Below are 18305 nucleotides of genomic sequence, written 5' to 3'. Positions count from 1 at the left end.
TCAGTCACGCTCCACCAGCGCCCGTACCGCCTCGGCGCTGTCCTGTTGCAGGGCCTCGCGCGCCAGGGCGCGGGCCGTCGAGTAATCGGCCTGGCGCACCAGGGCCTTGACTTCGGCGACACTGCGCGCCGCGACGCTCAGTTCGTCCACCGCCAGCCCCAGCAGCACTGGCACAGCGTGCGGATCGGCCGCCAGCTCACCGCACACGCCCACCCACTTGCCTTCGGCATGGGCGGCGCGCACGGTCATGTCGATCAGTTGCAGCACTGCCGGGTGCAGACCATCGGCCTGGGCCGACAGGCTCGGATGGCCACGGTCGATGGCCAGGGCGTACTGGGTCAGGTCGTTGGTACCGATGCTGAAGAAGTCCACCTCCCGGGCCAGTTGCGGGGCCAGCAGCGCAGCCGACGGCACCTCGACCATGATCCCCACCTGCAGGTCATTGACCGGGATCTCCTCACGCAGCCGCTCGACCATGGCCTTGGCCGCGCGCCACTCGTGCATCTGGCCGACCATCGGGAACATGATCCGCAGTGGCCGGTCGTCGGCCGCCCGCAGCAAGGCGCGCAACTGCTCCTCCATGACCTGCGGACGCTGCAGCGTCAGGCGCACGCCACGTACGCCGAGGAAAGGGTTGTCTTCGTCGGCGATCGGCCAGTAGGGCAAGGGTTTGTCACCGCCCACATCGAGGGTGCGCACCACCAGCGGGCGCCCCTGCAGGCCATCGAGCACGCGGCGATACTCCGCTTCCTGGGTGGCGACATCCGGCAGTTGCGGATGGGCCATGAAGATCAGTTCGGTGCGCAACAGGCCGACACCTTCGGCGCCAAGCTCCACCACCTTGTCGATGCCACTGCTGTCACCGATGTTGGCGAAGACTTCGACGGCATGGCCATCGCGGGTCACGGCAGGCTCATGGCGATTCGCCCAGGCGGCCTGCAGACGCTGCTCACGCTGATCGCGTTCGGCCAACGCACGCTGCAGCTCATCGGCAGCTGGCGCAACGCTGACCTTGCCGCGCTGGCCGTCAAGCAACAACGGCGTGCCCGCCTCCACCAGCAGGATCGCCGCCCCGGCACCGACGACCGCCGGAATGCCCAGGGCGCGGGCGACGATGGCACTGTGTGCGGTGGCCCCTCCTTGCGCGGTCACGATGCCAGCAACCCGCGCCGGGTCGAGACGCGCCACATCGGACGGCCCGACTTCAGCCATCACCAGCACATAGGGCTGTTGCGGCTCGGCCTGCTCGGCGACGCCACACAGCTGCGCCAGCACCCTTCGGCCAATGTCGCGCAGGTCGGCGGCACGTTCGGCGAGCAACGCATCGCGCAGCGCCTCCTGCTGGCTGGCGGCCGCCTCGATCACCGCCATCCACGCCGCTGCGGCACTTTCGCCCTGGGCCAGGCGCAGATCCACCTCATCGCCCAGTGCCGGGTCGGCGAGCATCTCCTGGTGTGTGATGAAGATCTCACCGATGGCCTTGTCGCTGCGCTGCACCAGTGTCTGCAGCTCGGCGTCGACCGCCGCCAGGGCAGCACGCAGCCTGGCACGCTCCTGAGCGCAGGATTCGCCGCGCAGCGGATAGTCGATCTGGCGCTCAATGCGCACATGGGCCGGCCCGCTGGCGATGCCTGGCGCTGCACCGACGCCCTGGACCTGGCTACCGGGCAGCGGCGCTTGCAAGGTGTCGCGCACCACCTCGGCGACCGGCAGGGCAAGCGCCGGCAACGGTTCGACGTCCTCGCCCAGGCCCTGTTCGATGGCTTCCAGCAACAGCGGCAGGGCATCACTGGCGATGGCCGGCTCGGCGATCAGCTCCAGTTCCTGCCCACGCCGGGCCCCTAGTGACAGCAGGCGGCTCAGGCTTTTCACCGACACGCCCGGATGGCCGCTATCGGTCAGGCGAATGCGGATTTCACCCTCGAAGCCCTTGGCCAGTTGCGCCAGCACCTTCGCCGGGCGGGCATGCAGGCCATGGGGGTTGGCCAGTATCACGCGCACGCTGGGCCAGTCGGGCGGCGCCTCGCCGCCCAGCACCTGCAACACATCGCGACTGCTGGTGGCCTGGTAGAGGGTCTGCCCACGCCCTTCGATCAGCACCTGACCAAGACGCTCGAGCAAGGCCTGATGCGCAGCACCAAGGCTGGCCAGGCAGAACAGACCGTTCAAGGGCTGATCGCGATGCCGCAGGGGCTGCTGCGGGGTCACGAACGCCAGGCCCGGCTGCAGCACCTCGCGCTCGCTGTGCAACCACCACAGCCCCTCTCCCAGCGGAAGTGGCTCGGCCTGCTGCAACAGCGCTGCGAAACCACTGTCCACACAGCCGCCACGCTGCAGCAGGCGCGCACCGCGCCAGGCCAGTTCAGCGAAGTCTTCGGCGGGCAGGTTCAGACCGATCAGTTGTGCATCCAGCGCCAGCTCGCGCGGCGCCCCCTGCAACAGCTTGAGCAGTGCGTCGGCGGAGCTGGCGCGGCGCAGCGCCTCGGCCAGGTCGGTTTCACCCAGGGCGCGCGTCAGCAGTTGCAACAGGCGCAGGTGTTCGTCAGAGCGCGCGGCGATGCCAATCGCCAGGTAGACGATATGCCCGTCGCCCCAGTCCACCCCTTCGGGAAACTGCAACAGGCGAACACCGGTGGCAAACACCAGGTCGCGGGTCTGCGGGGTACCGTGGGGGATGGCGATGCCCTGGCCGAGAAAGGTCGAGCCCTGCGCCTCGCGCGCCTCAAGGCCCTGTAGGTAACCCTCGGCGACCAGACCGTCGCTGACCAGCCGATCGGCCAGCAAGCGCAATGCCGCCGCTTTATCGCTGGCGACCTGGCCCATGGCTATCTGCTCTCTCGCGAGCTCGAGCATGACCTTCTCCTTTTGCAGTACCCGTCGTTCGGGACTGAGGTTATTGTTGTGGGATTCAACGCGTTTTTTCACCCGCGGGCTCAGGGGCAGTTCCCGTTCGATCGGATGCTGAAACGTTTAATCTGACCAGGCGGCCACGTTACTCGATAATCTGCGTAGGAAAAAGCCCCAGCTTGTCGGAACAATTGCGACAATGGTCGCCTGCACTTGGACACAATTCTGAGTAAGACTACCCGATCAGGCGCCCCTGGCCGCCCCGGTAATAACAAGGAAAATGCGGTGAAACTCAGCGATATCGCACGTCTGGCCGGTGTTTCCGTGACCACTGCCAGCTACGTCATCAATGGCAAGGCCGAACAGCAGCGCATCAGCAACGCCACCGTCGAGCGAGTGCGCGCGGTGGTCGAGGCCCACGACTTCACGCCCAACCCCCAGGCGGCGGGCCTGCGCAGCCGGCACACACGTACCCTCGGCTTCATCCTCCCGGACCTGGAAAACCCCAGCTACGCACGCATCGCCAAGCAGCTCGAACAAGGCGCGCGAGCCCGTGGCTACCAGTTGCTGATCGCCAGCAGCGATGACCAGCCCGAAAGCGAACGCCAGCTGCAGCAGTTGTTCCGCGCTCGCCGCTGCGATGCGTTGTTCGTCGCCAGTTGCCTGCCGCCGGAAGATGACAGCTATCGCGAAATGCAGAGCAAGGGCCTGCCAGTGATTGCCATTGACCGTCGCCTCGACCCCGCGCACTTCTGCTCGGTGATCAGCGACGACCGCGAGGCCAGCCGCCAACTCACCGAAAGCCTGCTGGGCAGCAAGCCTCGCAGCATCGCCCTGATCGGTGCGCGTCCGGAGCTGTCAGTCAGCCAGGCCCGCGCCGGAGGATTCGACGAGGCCCTGCAGCGTTTTGATGGCGAAGTTCGCCGTTACGAAGGCGACGCCTTCAGCCGCGCCTGTGGCCAGCGCCTGATGGAAACGCTGATCGACGAGCTCGGCGACCTGCCCGATGCACTGGTGACGACCTCCTATGTGTTGCTGCAAGGCGTCTTCGATGCCCTGCAAGCCCGTGCCAGCGAGCCACGCGAGCTGCAACTGGGCACCTTCGGCGACAACCAGTTGCTCGACTTCCTGCCGCTGCCAGTCAACGCCATGGCCCAACAGCACGGCCAGATCGCCGCCACCGCGCTGGAACTGGCCCTGGCCGCCATCGAGCAGAAGACCTACGCCCCCGGCGTACACGCCGTGGCGCGAACCTTCAAGCAGCGCATCTCGGCCTGAACATGCGCCTGATCGACACCCACACCCACCTGGATTTCCCCGACTTCGACGCCGACCGCGAGCGCCTCCTGGCCAGCGCCGCGGCGCTGGGGGTCGAGCGCATGGTGGTACTGGGGGTGGATCAGGGCAACTGGCAGCGAGTCTGGGACCTGGCCTGCAGCGACACACGCCTGCCAGCCGCCCTCGGCCTGCATCCGGTGTACCTCGAGCAGCATCAGCCCGAGCACCTGGCGCAACTGCGTGCGTGGCTCGAACGCCTGCGGGGCGACCCGCGCCTGTGCGCGGTCGGCGAGTTCGGCCTGGACTATTACCTGCCCGAGCTCGACAAGGCACGCCAGCAGGCCTTGTTCGAAGCGCAATTGCAGATGGCCTGCGACTTCGACTTGCCTGCGCTGCTGCACGTACGCCGCAGCCATGCCCAGGTGATCGCCACGCTCAAGCGCTACAAGCCCGTACGCGCAGGCATCATCCACGCCTTCGCCGGCAGCTACGAAGAAGCGCGCGAATACATCAAGCTCGGATTCAAATTGGGCCTGGGTGGCGCCGCCACCTGGCCGCAAGCCTTCCGCCTGCGCAAGACCTTGCCACGCTTGCCACTGGAGAGCGTGGTACTGGAAACCGACGCCCCAGACATGGCGCCGGTGATGCACCCCGGTGCGCGCAACAGCCCCGAACATCTGCCCGATATCGCCCGAGCGCTGGCCGAGGTCATGGGCGTGGAGTGCGCTGCGCTGGCCGCGGCCAGTACACGCAACGCTTGTGAGCTGTTCGGCTGGTAGCCGTGCAGGCGGTCACTCTTCGAACAGGGTGCAGGCCATCACCAGGGCGTCTTCACGTCCGCCAGCGGCCGGGTAGTAATCCCGACGCCGACCGATTTCGTTGAATCCGTAGCGTTCGTACAAACGATAGGCCGACTGGTTGCTGGCACGTACTTCCAGGAAACACTCGCGCCCATTGAGCTGCCAGGCTCGCGCCATCAGGTGTTCGAGCAGCCGCAAACCCAGGCCGCGCCCCTGGTTTTCCGGCTTGACCGTGATGTTGAGCAGGTGCGCTTCGTCGATGATCACGTTGATCACGCCATGCCCGACCTGTTGCTGGCCGTCGAACATCAGCCACACTTCGTAGGACTTGAGCGCATCCTGGAAGATCCCGCGGGTCCAGGGGTGGCTGAAGGCGGCATATTCGATCTTCAGCACGTTATCCAGATCCGCCTCGGTCATCGGGCGGAAACTGATCGAGTCACTCATTCAACGCTCTTCCAGCGCGCCATCAGCTGGCGCATCGCTTTCCAGACGTCCGCCTTGCGTTGCGGCTCGTCCATCAACAGTTCAAGACCCGGCAACGCCCAGACGTCGCCCAGGCCATCGATCTTCAGTGCTTGGTAGTAGGCCTGGGCATCGGCGTCGCCGGCAAACCGCACTGCTGGCAGGCCGATCAGCCACAGGCAGGTGCAGGGGGCCTCTTCGAGGCGGGCCTGGATGAAACCCTGGACGAAATCACGCGCAGCCTCCGGCCCCTGCTCCATGTTGCCGCGCACGAACAGCGGCCAGCGCACCGGCTCGCCGATGATCTGCGGCGCGTCCGGCAGGCCGGCGGCGCGCAGCATGTCCTTGAGCAACAGGTAAGAAGGGTCGCGGCTCTGGAACGGCTGGCCGGTGGCGAGTTCCACCAGCAACAGGCAGGTGCCGGCACGCAGCAGCTGCAGGGCGAAACGCGGCGGCGGCACCGGGGCTGGGCGTGCGGCCTTGGGGGCTTCCTCTTCGCGCTCGACCGACTTGGCAACGGGCTTGGGCGTGCTGCCGGGGCGTGGGATCTCGATTTTCGGGCGTTCGCCGGAACGGGCATGGGCCGGCGCGGCTTCGCCCTGCGCAGGCGCCTGGCGCACAGGCTGCACCTCGACATCCAGATCCTCGACCGGCGCCACCGGCAACAGCAGCTCGGGGCGCGAAGGCGCGGCGAACGGCAGTTCGGCACGCGGCAGCCAGTGCACCACTTGCATGGCGGAAAGGTAGGCGCGGCGGCGGGGTTCGGTCAGCAAGGCTCGAGTATCCGGGGGTTTGGTTCAGTCGGGCATTCTAACGCTGTTGGCGGCGGCGTGCCGCAACAGGCTGGCGGAAATTTATTGCCTCTGTCGGCCTCTTCGCGGGCAAGCCCGCTCCCACGGGGCAGGCGCTGTATCTGTAGGAGCGGGCTTGCCCGCGAAGAGGCTGGCACAGATCAACGCAAATCCCGGACCAAGGGGTGAAATCCTCCCCCCCGTATGCAGTACAATCGCCCCTTTTATTTGGCAAGAGTCGACCCGCCAATGATCGAACCCAAGCGCGTCCTGCGCGCCCTAGCCGAACACTGGGCCCTGATCGAGCCGCTGTGCGAGCGCTTCGACCAGGGCACCCTGAGCCTGGTCGAGCTGCGTCAGCAACTGGCCCGCCAGCAGGTGGAGAGCACGCCGCAGGACATCACCCAGTTGCTCGACGTGTGGATTCGCCTGGATATCCTGGTCCCGGTGGCCAAGAGCCCGAACCGCTTCGAGCTCAACGCGCAGATCCACGACTTCCTCGCCTACCTGCGTCGCGAGCACCGCCTGGGCCTGTGCCTGGAGATCGAAGCCTACCTGCGCCACCTCGAGCGCCTGGCCGGGCACATCCAGGACGCCTTCGACAACCGCGACAGCGACGACCTGGCGCGCCAGCTGCGCCTGCTCGACATGCGCGTGCGCGATGTGCTGAAGAAGCTCGATAACGACGAACAGGCGCTGGTCGCGGTGGCCGAACGGGCCAAGACCAGCAACCGCCAGATCCCGCTGCGCCAGCGCTACGCCGAAGTGCTAGCGACCTGGGACGAATACGTCGAGCCGATGATCCAGCTGGTCAACGCCGACGGTGCCTTCGAGCAGGGCGTACGCAAGGTCGAGACCGTGCTGCTGCGCCTGCTGGGCGAGCAGGCGCGCCTCGGCCACTTGGTCGATGACGACATGCTGCTGCGCACCCACGCGCGCATCCTCGAGATGCAGACCAGCGCACAGCTCACCCTGCGCCACGCCCGCGAGCTGCTGCTGCCGCTGCGCGAGGAAGCGCGCCGGCACAACGCCGTCACCCGCGGCGCGGCACTGGCGCTGTCGGTGATCCGCAAGAAAGGCATCGATGCCGTACCGCAAGCGGCCATGCCGATGTTCACCCGTCCGCAAAGCACCTTCCTCGGCAGCGCCAGCCAGGTCGAGGCCTATGTCTATGCCCTGGCCCGCTTCGAGCCCAAGCCTGCGCGCTTCCCCAAGGCGCACAAGACCCACAAGGGCCCACTGCCACGCGCGCCGCGTACGGTCAAGGAAATGCTCGAGCGCTGCGAAGACGCCCTGCCGCTGCCCGACCTGATGGTCTGGCTGCTGGAGCAGGAACCCGAAGGCGCCACCGACGAGTTGCTGTACTGGTTCTCGCGCCTCTCTCGCGAGAAGCGCTTCAGCCGCGAGCGCCTGCAGCGCCAGGACTACACCACCCGCGAACACCTGGTCAGCCTGCGTTCCTTCGCCCTGACATCCAGCCGCGAACAACAACCGGCAGCCACCGAATCCACCGCGAGCCCAGCCAATGCATCTTGATCTTTCCGAACTGTCCCAGCTCGCGCCGATCTTCCGCGAGCTGTTCAAGGGCTTCCACGTCAGCCGCCGCGACCCGGAACTGTACGCCCAACTGTCGAACTTCCAGGACCAGTACCGCACCCTGTTCAAGGCGCTCGGTTTCGAGCTGGTCTGCGACACCCGTGGCTTCTACTACTTCGTCCCCGAGCAGGCCGCCGCGCAGGTCAACAAGACCGCCCAGCGCCTGTCGCTGTTCACCTTCATCCTGGTCGAGCACCTGGCCGACCAGGGCCGCGACCCGATGGCCGTGCTCGACGGCGGCAGCATCGGCCGCGACGAGTTGCCCTCGCTGCTGGAGAAATACCGCGACCTGTTCCTGCAGGCCGAAGTGCAGACGGTCGAGGAGCTCGAAGAGAAGATCCTGCGCCGCATGACCCAGCTGGGCTTCGCCCACGAAGAAGGCGGCATCTACCGCTTCCTGCCGCCGATGCACCGCTTCCTCGATGTGTGCCTGTCGGTCCAGCAGGACCGCGACCTGGCCGCCACCCTGCACAGCGACCTGCCGCTGCCGGTCCCGGTGCTGGTCGAGGAAGAAACCCCGGAACAACTCAACCGCACCGACGATCCGCTCGACCTCACCCCCTTCGAGGGCGAAGAGAGCGAAGAGGACGCCCTGGCCCGGGCCATCCGCGAAGAGCAACAGGAGATTGACGCATGAGCCAGGAACGCTACGGCATTCGCCGCTTCGCACTGCTCAACACCGCCGGCTACAGCCTCGGCCTGTTCCCGCTGGAACATCCGCTGTCGGTCTATGGCGCGAACAACCTGGGTAAATCGGCATCGATCAACGCCCTGCAATTCCCGATCCTGGCGCGCATGTCGGACATGAGCTTCGGCAAGTACAGCCTGGAGCAATCGCGGCGTTTCTACTTCGCCAGCGACACCAGCTACATCCTCTGCGAACTGAACCTGCCCCACGGCCCGCACGTGATCGGCGTGGTCGGGCGCGGCCCGGGCGGCGGCTTCGGCCACCAGTTTTTCGCCTACCAGGGTGAGCTGGACCTGGCTCACTACCAGAAAGACGACACCTGCCTGCGCCAGAAGGAGCTGTTCACCAACCTCGAGCGCAACGGCCTCAAGGCCTACGAACTCAAGCCGGACGAACTGCGCCGGCTGCTGGTCGGCGGCCACACCTCGGTGCCGCTGGACCTCACCCTGATCCCGCTGCGCTCGACCAGCGAGCAGAGCCTGAAGACCTTCCGCGCGCTGTTCATCAACTTGCTGCACATGCGCGAGATCACTGCCGCCAAGCTCAAGCAGCTGTTCCTCGATGCCTTCGAGCACAGCCTGCGCTCGGGCAGCGTCGACTACATTGCGGCTTGTGAAGAAGCCTTCCGCGACGTGCGCCGCATGGAGCAGGACTACAACGCCCTGGTCGCTGCCGGCCCGCTGGTCGAAGCACTTGCCGGCGGCGTGGCCCAGCGCGACATCCTGCGCGGCAAGCTGCACCGTCTCTCCCCCCTGCTCGACAGCCTGCTCGGCACCTGGCAGGACTACGCCGTAGCGCGCAAGGAAGAGCTGGTGATCCAGGCCGAGCACTACCGCGCCGAGCAGGATAGCTTGCAGAACGACCAGCGTGGCGGCACCCAGGAGCTGATGCGCCTGGAACGCGAGATCACCGGCATCCAGCGCTGGCTCGGCGAGCTGTCGGTGCTCAAGCACCGCTTCGCCCTGGTCGATGACGTCAAGGTCCTGGAGCAGCAACTGCTCGCCGCCAAGGACGCCCACGACGAGCTGGCCGGCGCCCTGGCGCAGTCGCGCCAGTTCTCCGCCGAAGACCTCGACGAACGCGTGCGCGACCTCGAAAAACGCGTCAAGGCGGTCAAGCAGCAGCTCGAACACGCCGACAACAACAGCTACGCACGCCTGCGCGAAGAGTTCTCGCAGCAAGACGTCGACCGCCTGATGCGCCTGTTCAACGGCGCGCTGTTCAGCCTGCCGCTGGGTGACCGGGGCATCGAACTGGACGACAGCGACCTGTGGGTCAAGACGCTTGAAGGCGTGCTCGACAGCTTCAAGGGCGAGCGCTTCGAAGTGCCGGGCCTGTCCATCGACCTGTCGCACATCGAGCCGCCAGCGCTGCAGGCACTGGCCGACCGTGCGGCCCTGCGCGACCAGAAAGAACGCCTGGAAAAGGAGCTCAAGCAGCTCAAGACCCAGCAGGCCGTGGCCCTGGACCGCGCCGCGAGCAAGGCCCAGACCGAGGCGCTGTACCAGCAGGTGCTGGATGCACAGAAGGCCCTTGAGGACTTCCGCCGCACCGAGACACTGAGCGCCGAAGAGCCAGAGAAGATGGAGCAACTGGCGCAGTTCGAAGCCGCCCAGGACGAGCTCAAGCGCTCCAGCGACGCCTTCACCGAACGCGTCCAGCAGTTGTCGGCCAAGCTGCAACTGGTCGGCCGCCAGATCGCCGACATGGAAGCCAAGCAGCGCACCCTGGACGACGCCTTGCGCCGCCGCCAACTGTTGCCGGCCGACCTGCCGTTCGGCACGCCATTCATGGAGCCGGTCGACGACTCGATGGACAACCTGCTGCCGCTGCTGAACGACTACCAGGACAGCTGGCAGGCGCTGCAGCGCGTCGACAACCAGATCGAGGCGCTGTACGCCCAGGTGCGCCTGAAAGGCGTGGCCAAGTTCGACAGCGAAGACGACATGGAACGTCGCCTGATGCTGCTGATCAACGCCTACTCGCACCGCACTGAAGAAGCCCTCACCCTGGCCAAGGCGCGCCGCGCGGCAGTCACCGACATCGCCCGGACCCTGCGCAACATCCGCAGCGACTACGACAGCCTCGAGCACCAGCTGGCGCTGTTCAACCGCGAGATCAACAAGCGCCAGGTGTCCAACCTGGAGAGCTTCCGCGTGGTGCTGGCGCCAAACAAGGAAGCGCTAAAGCACATCGACCAGATCATCCACAGTGCCGGCCAGTACGAGGAAGGCGAAACGCTGTCGGTGTTCGACCTCACGCAGAGCGCCGAGCAGGATCACAAGAACGAAGAGGCCAAGGAGTACCTGGCGCGGCTGGTGGCGGCCAACCACAACCAGCTGGGCCTGAAAGACCTGTTCGAGCTGGCCTTCGAGATCACCAAGATCAACAGCCAGCCGGTGATCCACGCCGACATCGACGGCGCCGCGTCCAACGGCACCACCATGACCATCAAGGCGCTGACCAACATGTACCTGTTGCTGCACCTGATGGACCGCGACCTGGCCGGGCGCATCCGCCTGCCCTACTACCTCGACGAAGCGGCGGACATCGACGAACGCAACCAGGCAGCGCTGCTGGAGACCAGTCAGCAACTGGGCTTCGTGCCGATTCTGGCGAGCGTGAAGCCGCAGGTGTCGGCGCGCGTGGCGATCGACCTGGAAGGCGGCAGCGGGCCGAACGGGATCTATATCGACGAGGCGGACTGGAAGTACATCAGCCGCCGGGATGAAGTGAAGGCAATCGTGCGTGAGGATCAGGCCGAAGAGCTGGCCTGAGGCAACCGCGGCCCATTCCTGTAGGAGCGGGCTTGCCCCGCGATAGGGCCCGACTTGGCAACCTCGCCGCCAGGTCGGGCCCTATCGCGGGGCAAGCCCGCTCCCACAGGGGGAGCTGCGTCGTGTATTGGGCATGCGCCCAAGGCAGGATCGGAATCGCCGTCACCGCATTCTGCGGGCTACCTTCGACTATCCGGTCGCTGTACACCAGGTACACCAGCGTGTTGCGTTTCTTGTCGAGAAAACGCACCACCTGCATGGTCTTGAACACCAGCGAGGTGCGTTCCTTGAACACCTCCTCGCCATCCTTGAGCTCACCCTTGAAGTTGATCGGCCCGACCTGACGGCAGGCGATCGATGCCTCCGCGCGGTCCTCCGCCAACCCCAGCCCACCCTTCACGCCGCCGGTCTTGGCTCGCGAAAGGTAGCAGGTCACACCCTCGACCTTGGGATCGTCAAACGCCTCGACCACGATGCGGTCGTTGGGCCCAAGGAACTTGAACACGGTGGACACCTGGCCGATTTCCTCGGCGCCGGCCAGCATCGGCAGCATCAGCGCTGCCACGGCAAACATCCTTTTCAGCATGGGCGTCTCCTTCAGACCAGGACCAGGTTGTCGCGGTGCACCAGCTCGGGTTCGGCGCTGTAGCCCAGCAGGCTTTCGATGGCGTCCGACGGCTGGCCGATGATCTTCTGCGCCTCCAGGGCGCTGTAGTTGGCCAGGCCACGGGCCACTTCCAGGCCATCGGGTCCGACGCAGACCACCATCTCGCCACGGCGGAAACTGCCCTGCACAGTCTTCACGCCGACCGGCAACAGGCTCTTGTTCGATTCGCGCAGGGCCTTCACAGCGCCAGCATCGAGCACCAGGGTGCCGCGGGTCTGCAGGTGGCCAGCCAGCCACTGCTTGCGCGCAGCGAGCATGCCGCGCTCAGGCGACAGCAAGGTGCCCAGGCGCTCACCGGCCTTCAGGCGGTCGAGCACACGCTCGATACGGCCACCGATGATGATGGTGTGGGCACCGGAGCGCGCAGCCAGGCGTGCGGCACGCAGCTTGGTCTGCATGCCACCGCGCCCCAGGGCGCCACCGGTACCGCCCGCTACGGCGTCGAGCGACGGATCGTCGGCGCGGGCTTCGTAGATCAGTTGGGCTTCAGGGTTGTTGCGCGGGTCGGCGTCGAACATGCCGTCGCGGTCGGTGAGGATCACCAGCAGGTCAGCCTCGACCAGGTTGGCCACCAGCGCGGCCAGGGTGTCGTTGTCGCCGAAGCGGATCTCGTCGGTGACCACGGTGTCGTTCTCGTTGATCACCGGCACCACGCCCAGGTCGACCAGGGTGCGCAGGGTGCTGCGGGCATTGAGGTAGCGCTTGCGGTCGGAGAGGTCGTCGTGGGTCAGGAGGATCTGTGCGGTGTGCTTGCCGTGCTCGCCGAAGCTCGACTCCCAGGCCTGCACCAGGCGCATCTGGCCGAGCGAGGCGGCCGCCTGCAGCTCGTTCATCGCACTCGGTCGCGTGGTCCAGCCCAGCTGGCTCATGCCTGCGGCCACGGCCCCGGAGGAGACCAATACCAGTTCCACGCCCGCTTCACGCAGTGCGACCATCTGCTCGACCCAGACCGCCATCGCACCACGGTCGAGGCCCTTGCCATCGGCGGTCAGCAGCGCACTGCCGATCTTCACGACCCAGCGCTTGGCGCCCGTCACCTTGCTTCGCATCTTCTCTTCCAACCTATGTCGAATCTGTAGATACCAAAACGCCGCTCATTTGAGCGGCGTACCGTGAGAGGGTGTTGAGGCCATCGCGGGACAAGCCCGCTCCCACAAGGATCGCAGCGGACCTGTGGGAGCGGGCTCGTCCCGCGATGGGCTCAACGCCCAAGCCTGATCACGGCACACTGCTCGAAGAGCGGCGTCCAGTGTACTGCAACCGGTCAGTCGCGCACGTAAATGATTTCCGGGCCGTCCTCGTCGTCCTCGAAGTCATCCCAGTCGTCATCGTCGCCGATGTCGTGGACGCTCTTGACGCCGGTACGACGCAGGGTACGAGCGTCGTCAAGGGCCTGAAGCTGGGCACGGGCCTCGTCTTCGATGCGCTGGTCGAGTTCGTTGAGCTCGGCGGCGTAGGCCGGGTCGTTGGCCAGGCGGTCGGCGCGGTCTTCGAGGAAGCGCATCAGGTCGTGGCTGAGCTTCTCGGTGCCCTGCTTGGAGATCGCCGAGATCACGTAGACCGGGCCATCCCAGTTCAGGCGATCAACGACTTCCTTCACACGCTCGTCACGCTCGTCTTCCATCAGCATGTCGGCCTTGTTCAGCACCAGCCAGCGCTCGCGATCGACCAGCGCCGGGCTGAACTGCGCCAGCTCGTTGATGATCACTTCGGCGGCATCGGCCGGGCTGCTCTCGTCCAGCGGCGCGAGGTCGACCAGGTGCAGCAGCACACGGGTACGGGCCAGGTGCTTGAGGAAGCGGATACCCAGACCGGCACCTTCGGAGGCGCCCTCGATCAAGCCGGGAATGTCGGCGATGACGAAGCTCTTCCAGCGGTCGACGCTGACCACGCCCAGGTTCGGCACCAGGGTGGTGAACGGGTAGTCGGCCACCTTTGGCTTGGCGGCCGAGACGGCGCGAATGAAGGTGCTCTTGCCAGCGTTCGGCAGGCCCAGCAGGCCGACGTCGGCGAGCACTTTCAATTCCATCTTCAGGTCGCGCTGGTCGCCTGGTTTGCCAGGCGTGGTCTGACGCGGCGCACGGTTGGTACTCGACTTGAAACGGGTGTTGCCCAGACCGTGCCAGCCGCCCTGGGCGACCATCAGCTTCTGACCCGGGGTGATCAGGTCGCCGATGACTTCCTGGGTGGAGGCATCGATCACCGTGGTGCCGACCGGCACGCGCAGGAACAGGTCCTCGCCCTTCTTGCCGGTGCAATCGGTGCTGCCGCCATTCTGGCCGCGCTGGGCCTCGTGGTGGCGGGTGTAGCGGTAGTCGACCAGGGTGTTGAGGTTCTCGTCGGCCACCATGTACACCGAGCCGCCGTCGCCACCGTCACCGCCGTTGGGACCACCGTTCTCGATGAATTTTTCGCGGCGGAAGCTCATGCAACCGTTACCGCCGTCACCGGCTTTTACCCGGATCGATACTTCGTCAACAAACTTCATTCAAAACCGCCTCTCGTCGGACGACGAGCTGAAAACCAGAAAACCCTGAGGCTCTTGCAAAAATGAGCGCGGCGGCCCCGTATCATCAGAAACCAACGCCGGCAGCCCAGACAAACAGCTTTGCAAGAGGCTCACCACAAACGAAACAGCCCCGTCGCATGACGGGGCTTCTGGAGCGACGTCGCGATTAAGCGGCGACGATGCTCACGTAACGGCGGTTGAACTCGCCTTTCTTCTCGAACTTGATCACGCCGTCGATCTTGGCGAACAAGGTGTGATCCTTGCCCATGCCAACGCCGTAGCCAGCGTGGAATTCGGTGCCGCGCTGACGGACGATGATGTTGCCCGGCTTGATAACCTGGCCGCCATACATCTTCACGCCAAGGCGTTTCGATTCTGAGTCGCGACCGTTACGAGTACTACCACCAGCCTTCTTGTGAGCCATGGTTCAATTCTCCAAATAAATTCAGGGGACCTAGGGGATTAAGCCTGGATACCGGTGATTTTGATCTCGGTGAACCACTGGCGGTGGCCCATGCGCTTCATGTGGTGCTTACGACGACGGAACTTGATGATACGAACCTTGTCGTGGCGGCCTTGCGAAACAACTTCGGCCACTACTTTGGCGCCAGCAACGACTGGAGCACCGATGGTGACTTCTTCACCGTTGGCGACCAGCAGAACGCGATCGAAAGTCACGGATTCGCCAGTGGCGACTTCCAGTTTTTCGATCTTGAGGAATTCACCTTCAGCGACTTTGTACTGCTTGCCGCCGGTAACGATTACTGCGTAGGACATTTTGAATCTCCGATAATCCTGCTCACCCAGCGCTTTATATGATGAGTATTGGCTGGCATGGCTGCACAAGGCTGGAACGGCCCGGTGCAATTGCGTAAGGCAGGTGCTGCCCAGGAAGTTAGGGTGCGCGATTGTACGCAACCCGGTAAAGCCTTGCAAGTGCCGCCCCGAGCGTGCAGGCAGCGCGCCTTGACACACCGGGACCCGCGACCTAGCATGCCGCGCAACCTCAATGGAGCAGCCGATGCAACCCCAATCCTTCTACCGCGCGGTAGCTGACGATTTCAGCGCCGTCGACGAGATCATCAAGAAGCAGCTGACCTCGCGCGTGCCGCTGGTATCGAAGATCGGCGACTATATCACATCCGCGGGTGGCAAGCGCCTGCGCCCATTGCTGGTGCTGCTGTGCGGCAAGGCCCTGGGCCGTGAAGGCGACGACCTGCGCCTGCTGGCCGCGACCATCGAATTCCTGCACACCGCCACCCTGCTGCACGACGATGTGGTCGACATGTCCGGCATGCGCCGCGGCCGCTCCACTGCCAATGCCCTGTGGGGTAACGCCCCCAGCGTGCTGGTCGGCGACTTCCTCTATTCGCGCTCGTTCGAAATGATGGTCGAACTGGGCTCGATGCCGGTCATGCAGATCCTGTCCAAGGCCACCCGGGTGATCGCCGAGGGTGAAGTGCTGCAGCTGTCGCGCGTGCGTGATGCCAGCACCACCGAAGAGGTGTACATGGACGTCATCCGCGGCAAGACCGCCATGCTCTTCGAAGCCTCGACCCACAGCGCCGCGGCGCTGGCCGGCGCCAGCGACGAACAGCGCGAGGCCCTGCGCACCTTCGGCGACCACCTGGGCGTGGCCTTCCAGCTGGTCGACGACCTGCTCGACTACAAGGGCGACTCCGAAACCCTGGGCAAGAACGTCGGTGACGACCTGGCCGAAGGCAAGCCCACCCTGCCACTGATCTACACCATGCGCGAAGGCACGCCAGAGCAGGCGGCGCTGGTGCGCCAGGCCATCCAGAAGGGCGGCCTGGAAGACCTCGAGCAGATCCGCATTGCCGTCGAAGCCTCCGGCGCACTCGACTACACCGCACGGATGGCCCGCGACTACGTCGCCCGCGCCATCGCCTGCCTGGAAGTGCTGCCAGCAAGCGAATACCGTGATGCACTGGTCGAGCTGAGCGAGTTTGCGGTCGCGCGTACGCACTGATAGATCGCATCGTCTTCATTCGCGGGCAAGCCCGCTCCCACAGGGCCCGTGCACATCAGGCCTTTTGTGGGAGCGGGCTTGCCCGCGAATGCTTTTGTGCGGACAAAAAACATTTTCGCGGCAAAACCTTATACAATGTGCGCCTTTAACCCTCTGTACACCAAGGAACCGAAGTGAGCACTCTGCCGCCCTGCCCCGCCTGCAACTCCGAATACACCTACGAGGATGGCACCCAACTGATCTGCCCCGAATGCGCCCACGAGTGGTCGGCCAGCGGCGACGCCGAGACGGCCAGCGATGACGTGGTGAAAAAAGATTCGGTCGGCAACGTCCTGCAGGATGGCGACACCGTCACCGTGATCAAGGACCTCAAGGTCAAGGGCTCGTCGCTGGTGGTCAAGGTCGGCACCAAGGTCAAGAACATCCGCCTGTGCGACGGCGACCACGATATCGACTGCAAGATCGACGGCATCGGCGCGATGAAACTCAAGTCCGAGTTCGTGCGCAAGGTCTGAGGCTATTTGCAGGGCTGCCCTCGGGTGGCCCTGACAGATCCTGCAACGGGATCATCTGCACCCTTCGGCAGAATTAATCCAATAGTCACTTGCTATTTTGATAATAAGAATTATTCTCACTGGAACGCTTTCCAAGGAGAATAGCCATGACCTACCTGATCGACGCCTGGCTCGACCGCCCCCATCCCTACCTGCGCATCCTCCATCGCGAGACCGGCGAAGTCTGTGCCGTACTCGAGGAAGAAGCGCTCGACGAACTGCGTGACCAGGGCGACCTGGACCTCGACGGCCTGAACTCGAGTGAGCCTGGAGTACTGAAGGAGCTGGTGAGGAATCTGTTTCTGTTCTGCTATGCGCGGGCGTTGCGCCCAGGGGGAACGGATTGGAATTGAGGCCGGCATTACCGGCCTCTTTGCGGGACAAGCCCGCTCCCACAGGGATGGACTGCCCCCAATATGTTGGACAGTTTTAACCGGTGACCTGAGTCCTGTAGCTCACAGGGCTCAGGCCATTGAGCCTCAGCTTGATGCGGTCATGGTTGTAGTAGTGGATGTACTCATCCAGCCCTGCCTTCAGTTCCTCGACGCTCTCAAAGCGTTTTAGGTAGAAAAACTCTGACTTTAGTGTGCCAAAAAAACTTTCCATCGCAGCGTTGTCCAGGCAATTGCCTTTGCGAGACATGCTCTGTTTCACACCTCGCGCTGTGAGCTTGTGGCGGTATTGGGCCTGTTGGTAATGCCATCCCTGATCTGAGTGGATCACTAGCTTTGGCTTTTCTCACAACCCATCGAGAGCCCTTTCCAGCATGTTCCCGACCAAACCATACGTAGGCCGGCTGGCTGTTTCATAGGCGATGATCTCGCCGTTGTACAGGTCCATCACCGGCGAGAGGTAGAGCTTTTGCTGGGCCACTTTAAACTCGGTGACATCGGTCACCCACTTCTGATTAGGCCGTTGCGCAACGAAATTACGCTCCAGCAAATTCATTGCCACCTTGCCGACAGTGCCTCGATAAGATCGGTACTTCTTCGGGCGTACAATGGACTGCAAGCCAGATTCAGCCATCAACCGCTCAATGACCTTCTTATTAACCAAGGTCCCCTGATTTCTGATCGCCAGGGCAACGCGGCGGTAGCCATACAGCCCTTTCTCTCGGTGATAGACCTGCTGTACCAACTCCTTGAGCGCCGCATGTTTGTCCGGCCTCTGCTGGCATTTGATCTGGTAATAGAAGGTGCTGCGCGCCAACCCCACGATCTGCAGAAGATCAGGCAGCGGATACCTGTGTCTGAATTTGCAGACGATCAGGGCTTTTTCGTCCGTGTTCGCTCCTTCTCCTCCCGCAGAGCCTTTAACTCCTTTAAGACATCATTCTCCATGCG

At 64.5% G+C, this 18305-nt stretch carries 15 protein-coding genes and 2 pseudogenes; 8 read left to right on the top strand and 9 right to left on the bottom strand.

Annotated elements, in window-relative coordinates; translation table 11 throughout:
• A complete protein-coding gene (ptsP, locus tag VA602_RS03570; protein ID WP_323452484.1) occupies positions 1–2853 on the bottom strand; it encodes a phosphoenolpyruvate--protein phosphotransferase in 2853 nt (950 codons plus the stop codon).
• Positions 2854–3132: 279 nt separating this feature from the next.
• On the opposite strand from ptsP, the gene cra reads away from it, so the two are divergent.
• Entirely contained in the window at positions 3133–4125 is a 993-nt protein-coding gene (cra, locus tag VA602_RS03565) for a catabolite repressor/activator (RefSeq protein ID WP_153774720.1), read from the top strand.
• A 2-nt stretch (positions 4126–4127) separates the two neighbouring features.
• Entirely contained in the window at positions 4128–4904 is a 777-nt protein-coding gene (locus VA602_RS03560) for a TatD family hydrolase (protein ID WP_323452483.1), read from the top strand.
• Positions 4905–4916: 12 nt separating this feature from the next.
• Here VA602_RS03560 and rimI read toward each other — a convergent pair whose 3' ends face one another.
• Positions 4917–5372, bottom strand: a complete 456-nt coding sequence (gene rimI / locus VA602_RS03555) for a ribosomal protein S18-alanine N-acetyltransferase (protein WP_323452482.1) — start codon at positions 5370–5372, stop codon at positions 4917–4919.
• Positions 5369–6163 (bottom strand): energy transducer TonB, encoded by a 795-nt coding sequence (locus VA602_RS03550; RefSeq protein WP_323452481.1) that lies wholly within the window; start codon positions 6161–6163, stop codon positions 5369–5371. The genes rimI and VA602_RS03550 overlap by 4 nt, the downstream gene beginning before the upstream one ends.
• Positions 6164–6430: 267 nt before the next feature.
• Between VA602_RS03550 and mksB the strand changes: the two genes are divergently transcribed.
• Genes mksB through mksF form a run of 3 tightly spaced genes read left to right on the top strand, consistent with a single transcriptional unit; the run spans position 6431 to position 11242 of the window.
• Entirely contained in the window at positions 6431–7717 is a 1287-nt protein-coding gene (gene mksB / locus VA602_RS03545; protein WP_054892490.1) for an Mks condensin complex protein MksB, read from the top strand.
• Positions 7707–8414, top strand: a complete 708-nt coding sequence (gene mksE / locus VA602_RS03540; protein ID WP_054892489.1) for an Mks condensin complex protein MksE — start codon at positions 7707–7709, stop codon at positions 8412–8414. Before mksB ends, mksE begins: the two co-directional genes overlap by 11 nt.
• Entirely contained in the window at positions 8411–11242 is a 2832-nt protein-coding gene (gene mksF / locus VA602_RS03535) for an Mks condensin complex protein MksF (RefSeq protein WP_323452480.1), read from the top strand. Before mksE ends, mksF begins: the two co-directional genes overlap by 4 nt.
• A 127-nt stretch (positions 11243–11369) precedes the next feature.
• Here mksF and VA602_RS03530 read toward each other — a convergent pair.
• The 5 genes and pseudogenes from VA602_RS03530 to rplU all read right to left on the bottom strand — a co-directional run.
• A pseudogene (locus VA602_RS03530) lies at positions 11370–11828 on the bottom strand (CreA family protein); the annotation flags it as partial.
• Between the two features lie 11 nt (positions 11829–11839).
• Positions 11840–12958 (bottom strand): glutamate 5-kinase, encoded by a 1119-nt coding sequence (gene proB / locus VA602_RS03525; RefSeq protein ID WP_054892485.1) that lies wholly within the window; start codon positions 12956–12958, stop codon positions 11840–11842.
• A 215-nt stretch (positions 12959–13173) separates the two neighbouring features.
• Positions 13174–14397 (bottom strand): Obg family GTPase CgtA, encoded by a 1224-nt coding sequence (gene cgtA / locus VA602_RS03520; RefSeq protein ID WP_054894071.1) that lies wholly within the window; start codon positions 14395–14397, stop codon positions 13174–13176.
• A 187-nt stretch (positions 14398–14584) separates the two neighbouring features.
• Positions 14585–14842, bottom strand: coding sequence for a 50S ribosomal protein L27 (rpmA, locus tag VA602_RS03515; protein WP_029614211.1), 258 nt, complete (start codon positions 14840–14842; stop codon positions 14585–14587).
• Between the two features lie 38 nt (positions 14843–14880).
• Positions 14881–15195: a 50S ribosomal protein L21 gene (gene rplU, locus VA602_RS03510; RefSeq protein WP_003247466.1), complete on the bottom strand. Its 315-nt coding sequence runs from the start codon at positions 15193–15195 to the stop codon at positions 14881–14883.
• A 244-nt stretch (positions 15196–15439) separates the two neighbouring features.
• On the opposite strand from rplU, the gene VA602_RS03505 reads away from it, so the two are divergent.
• The 3 genes from VA602_RS03505 (at position 15440) to VA602_RS03495 (ending at position 17315) form a co-directional block, all read left to right on the top strand.
• Positions 15440–16408: a polyprenyl synthetase family protein gene (locus tag VA602_RS03505; RefSeq protein WP_063546121.1), complete on the top strand. Its 969-nt coding sequence runs from the start codon at positions 15440–15442 to the stop codon at positions 16406–16408.
• A 173-nt stretch (positions 16409–16581) separates the two neighbouring features.
• On the top strand, positions 16582–16923 hold the full coding sequence (locus VA602_RS03500) for a zinc ribbon domain-containing protein YjdM (protein ID WP_054894069.1): 342 nt from the start codon (positions 16582–16584) through the stop codon (positions 16921–16923).
• Between the two features lie 146 nt (positions 16924–17069).
• Positions 17070–17315, top strand: coding sequence for a PA4570 family protein (locus VA602_RS03495; RefSeq protein WP_323452479.1), 246 nt, complete (start codon positions 17070–17072; stop codon positions 17313–17315).
• A gap of 76 nt (positions 17316–17391) precedes the next feature.
• On the opposite strand, the pseudogene VA602_RS03490 reads toward VA602_RS03495, so the two are convergent.
• Positions 17392–18305: pseudogene (locus VA602_RS03490) on the bottom strand (IS3 family transposase); the annotation flags it as partial.

It is taken from the genome of Pseudomonas machongensis, from assembly GCF_034961125.1.
Classification (GTDB): Bacteria; Pseudomonadota; Gammaproteobacteria; order Pseudomonadales; family Pseudomonadaceae; genus Aquipseudomonas; species Aquipseudomonas machongensis.
The sequence above is the reverse complement of the archived record's forward strand: the minus strand, read 5'-3'. Positions and strand labels throughout refer to the sequence as shown.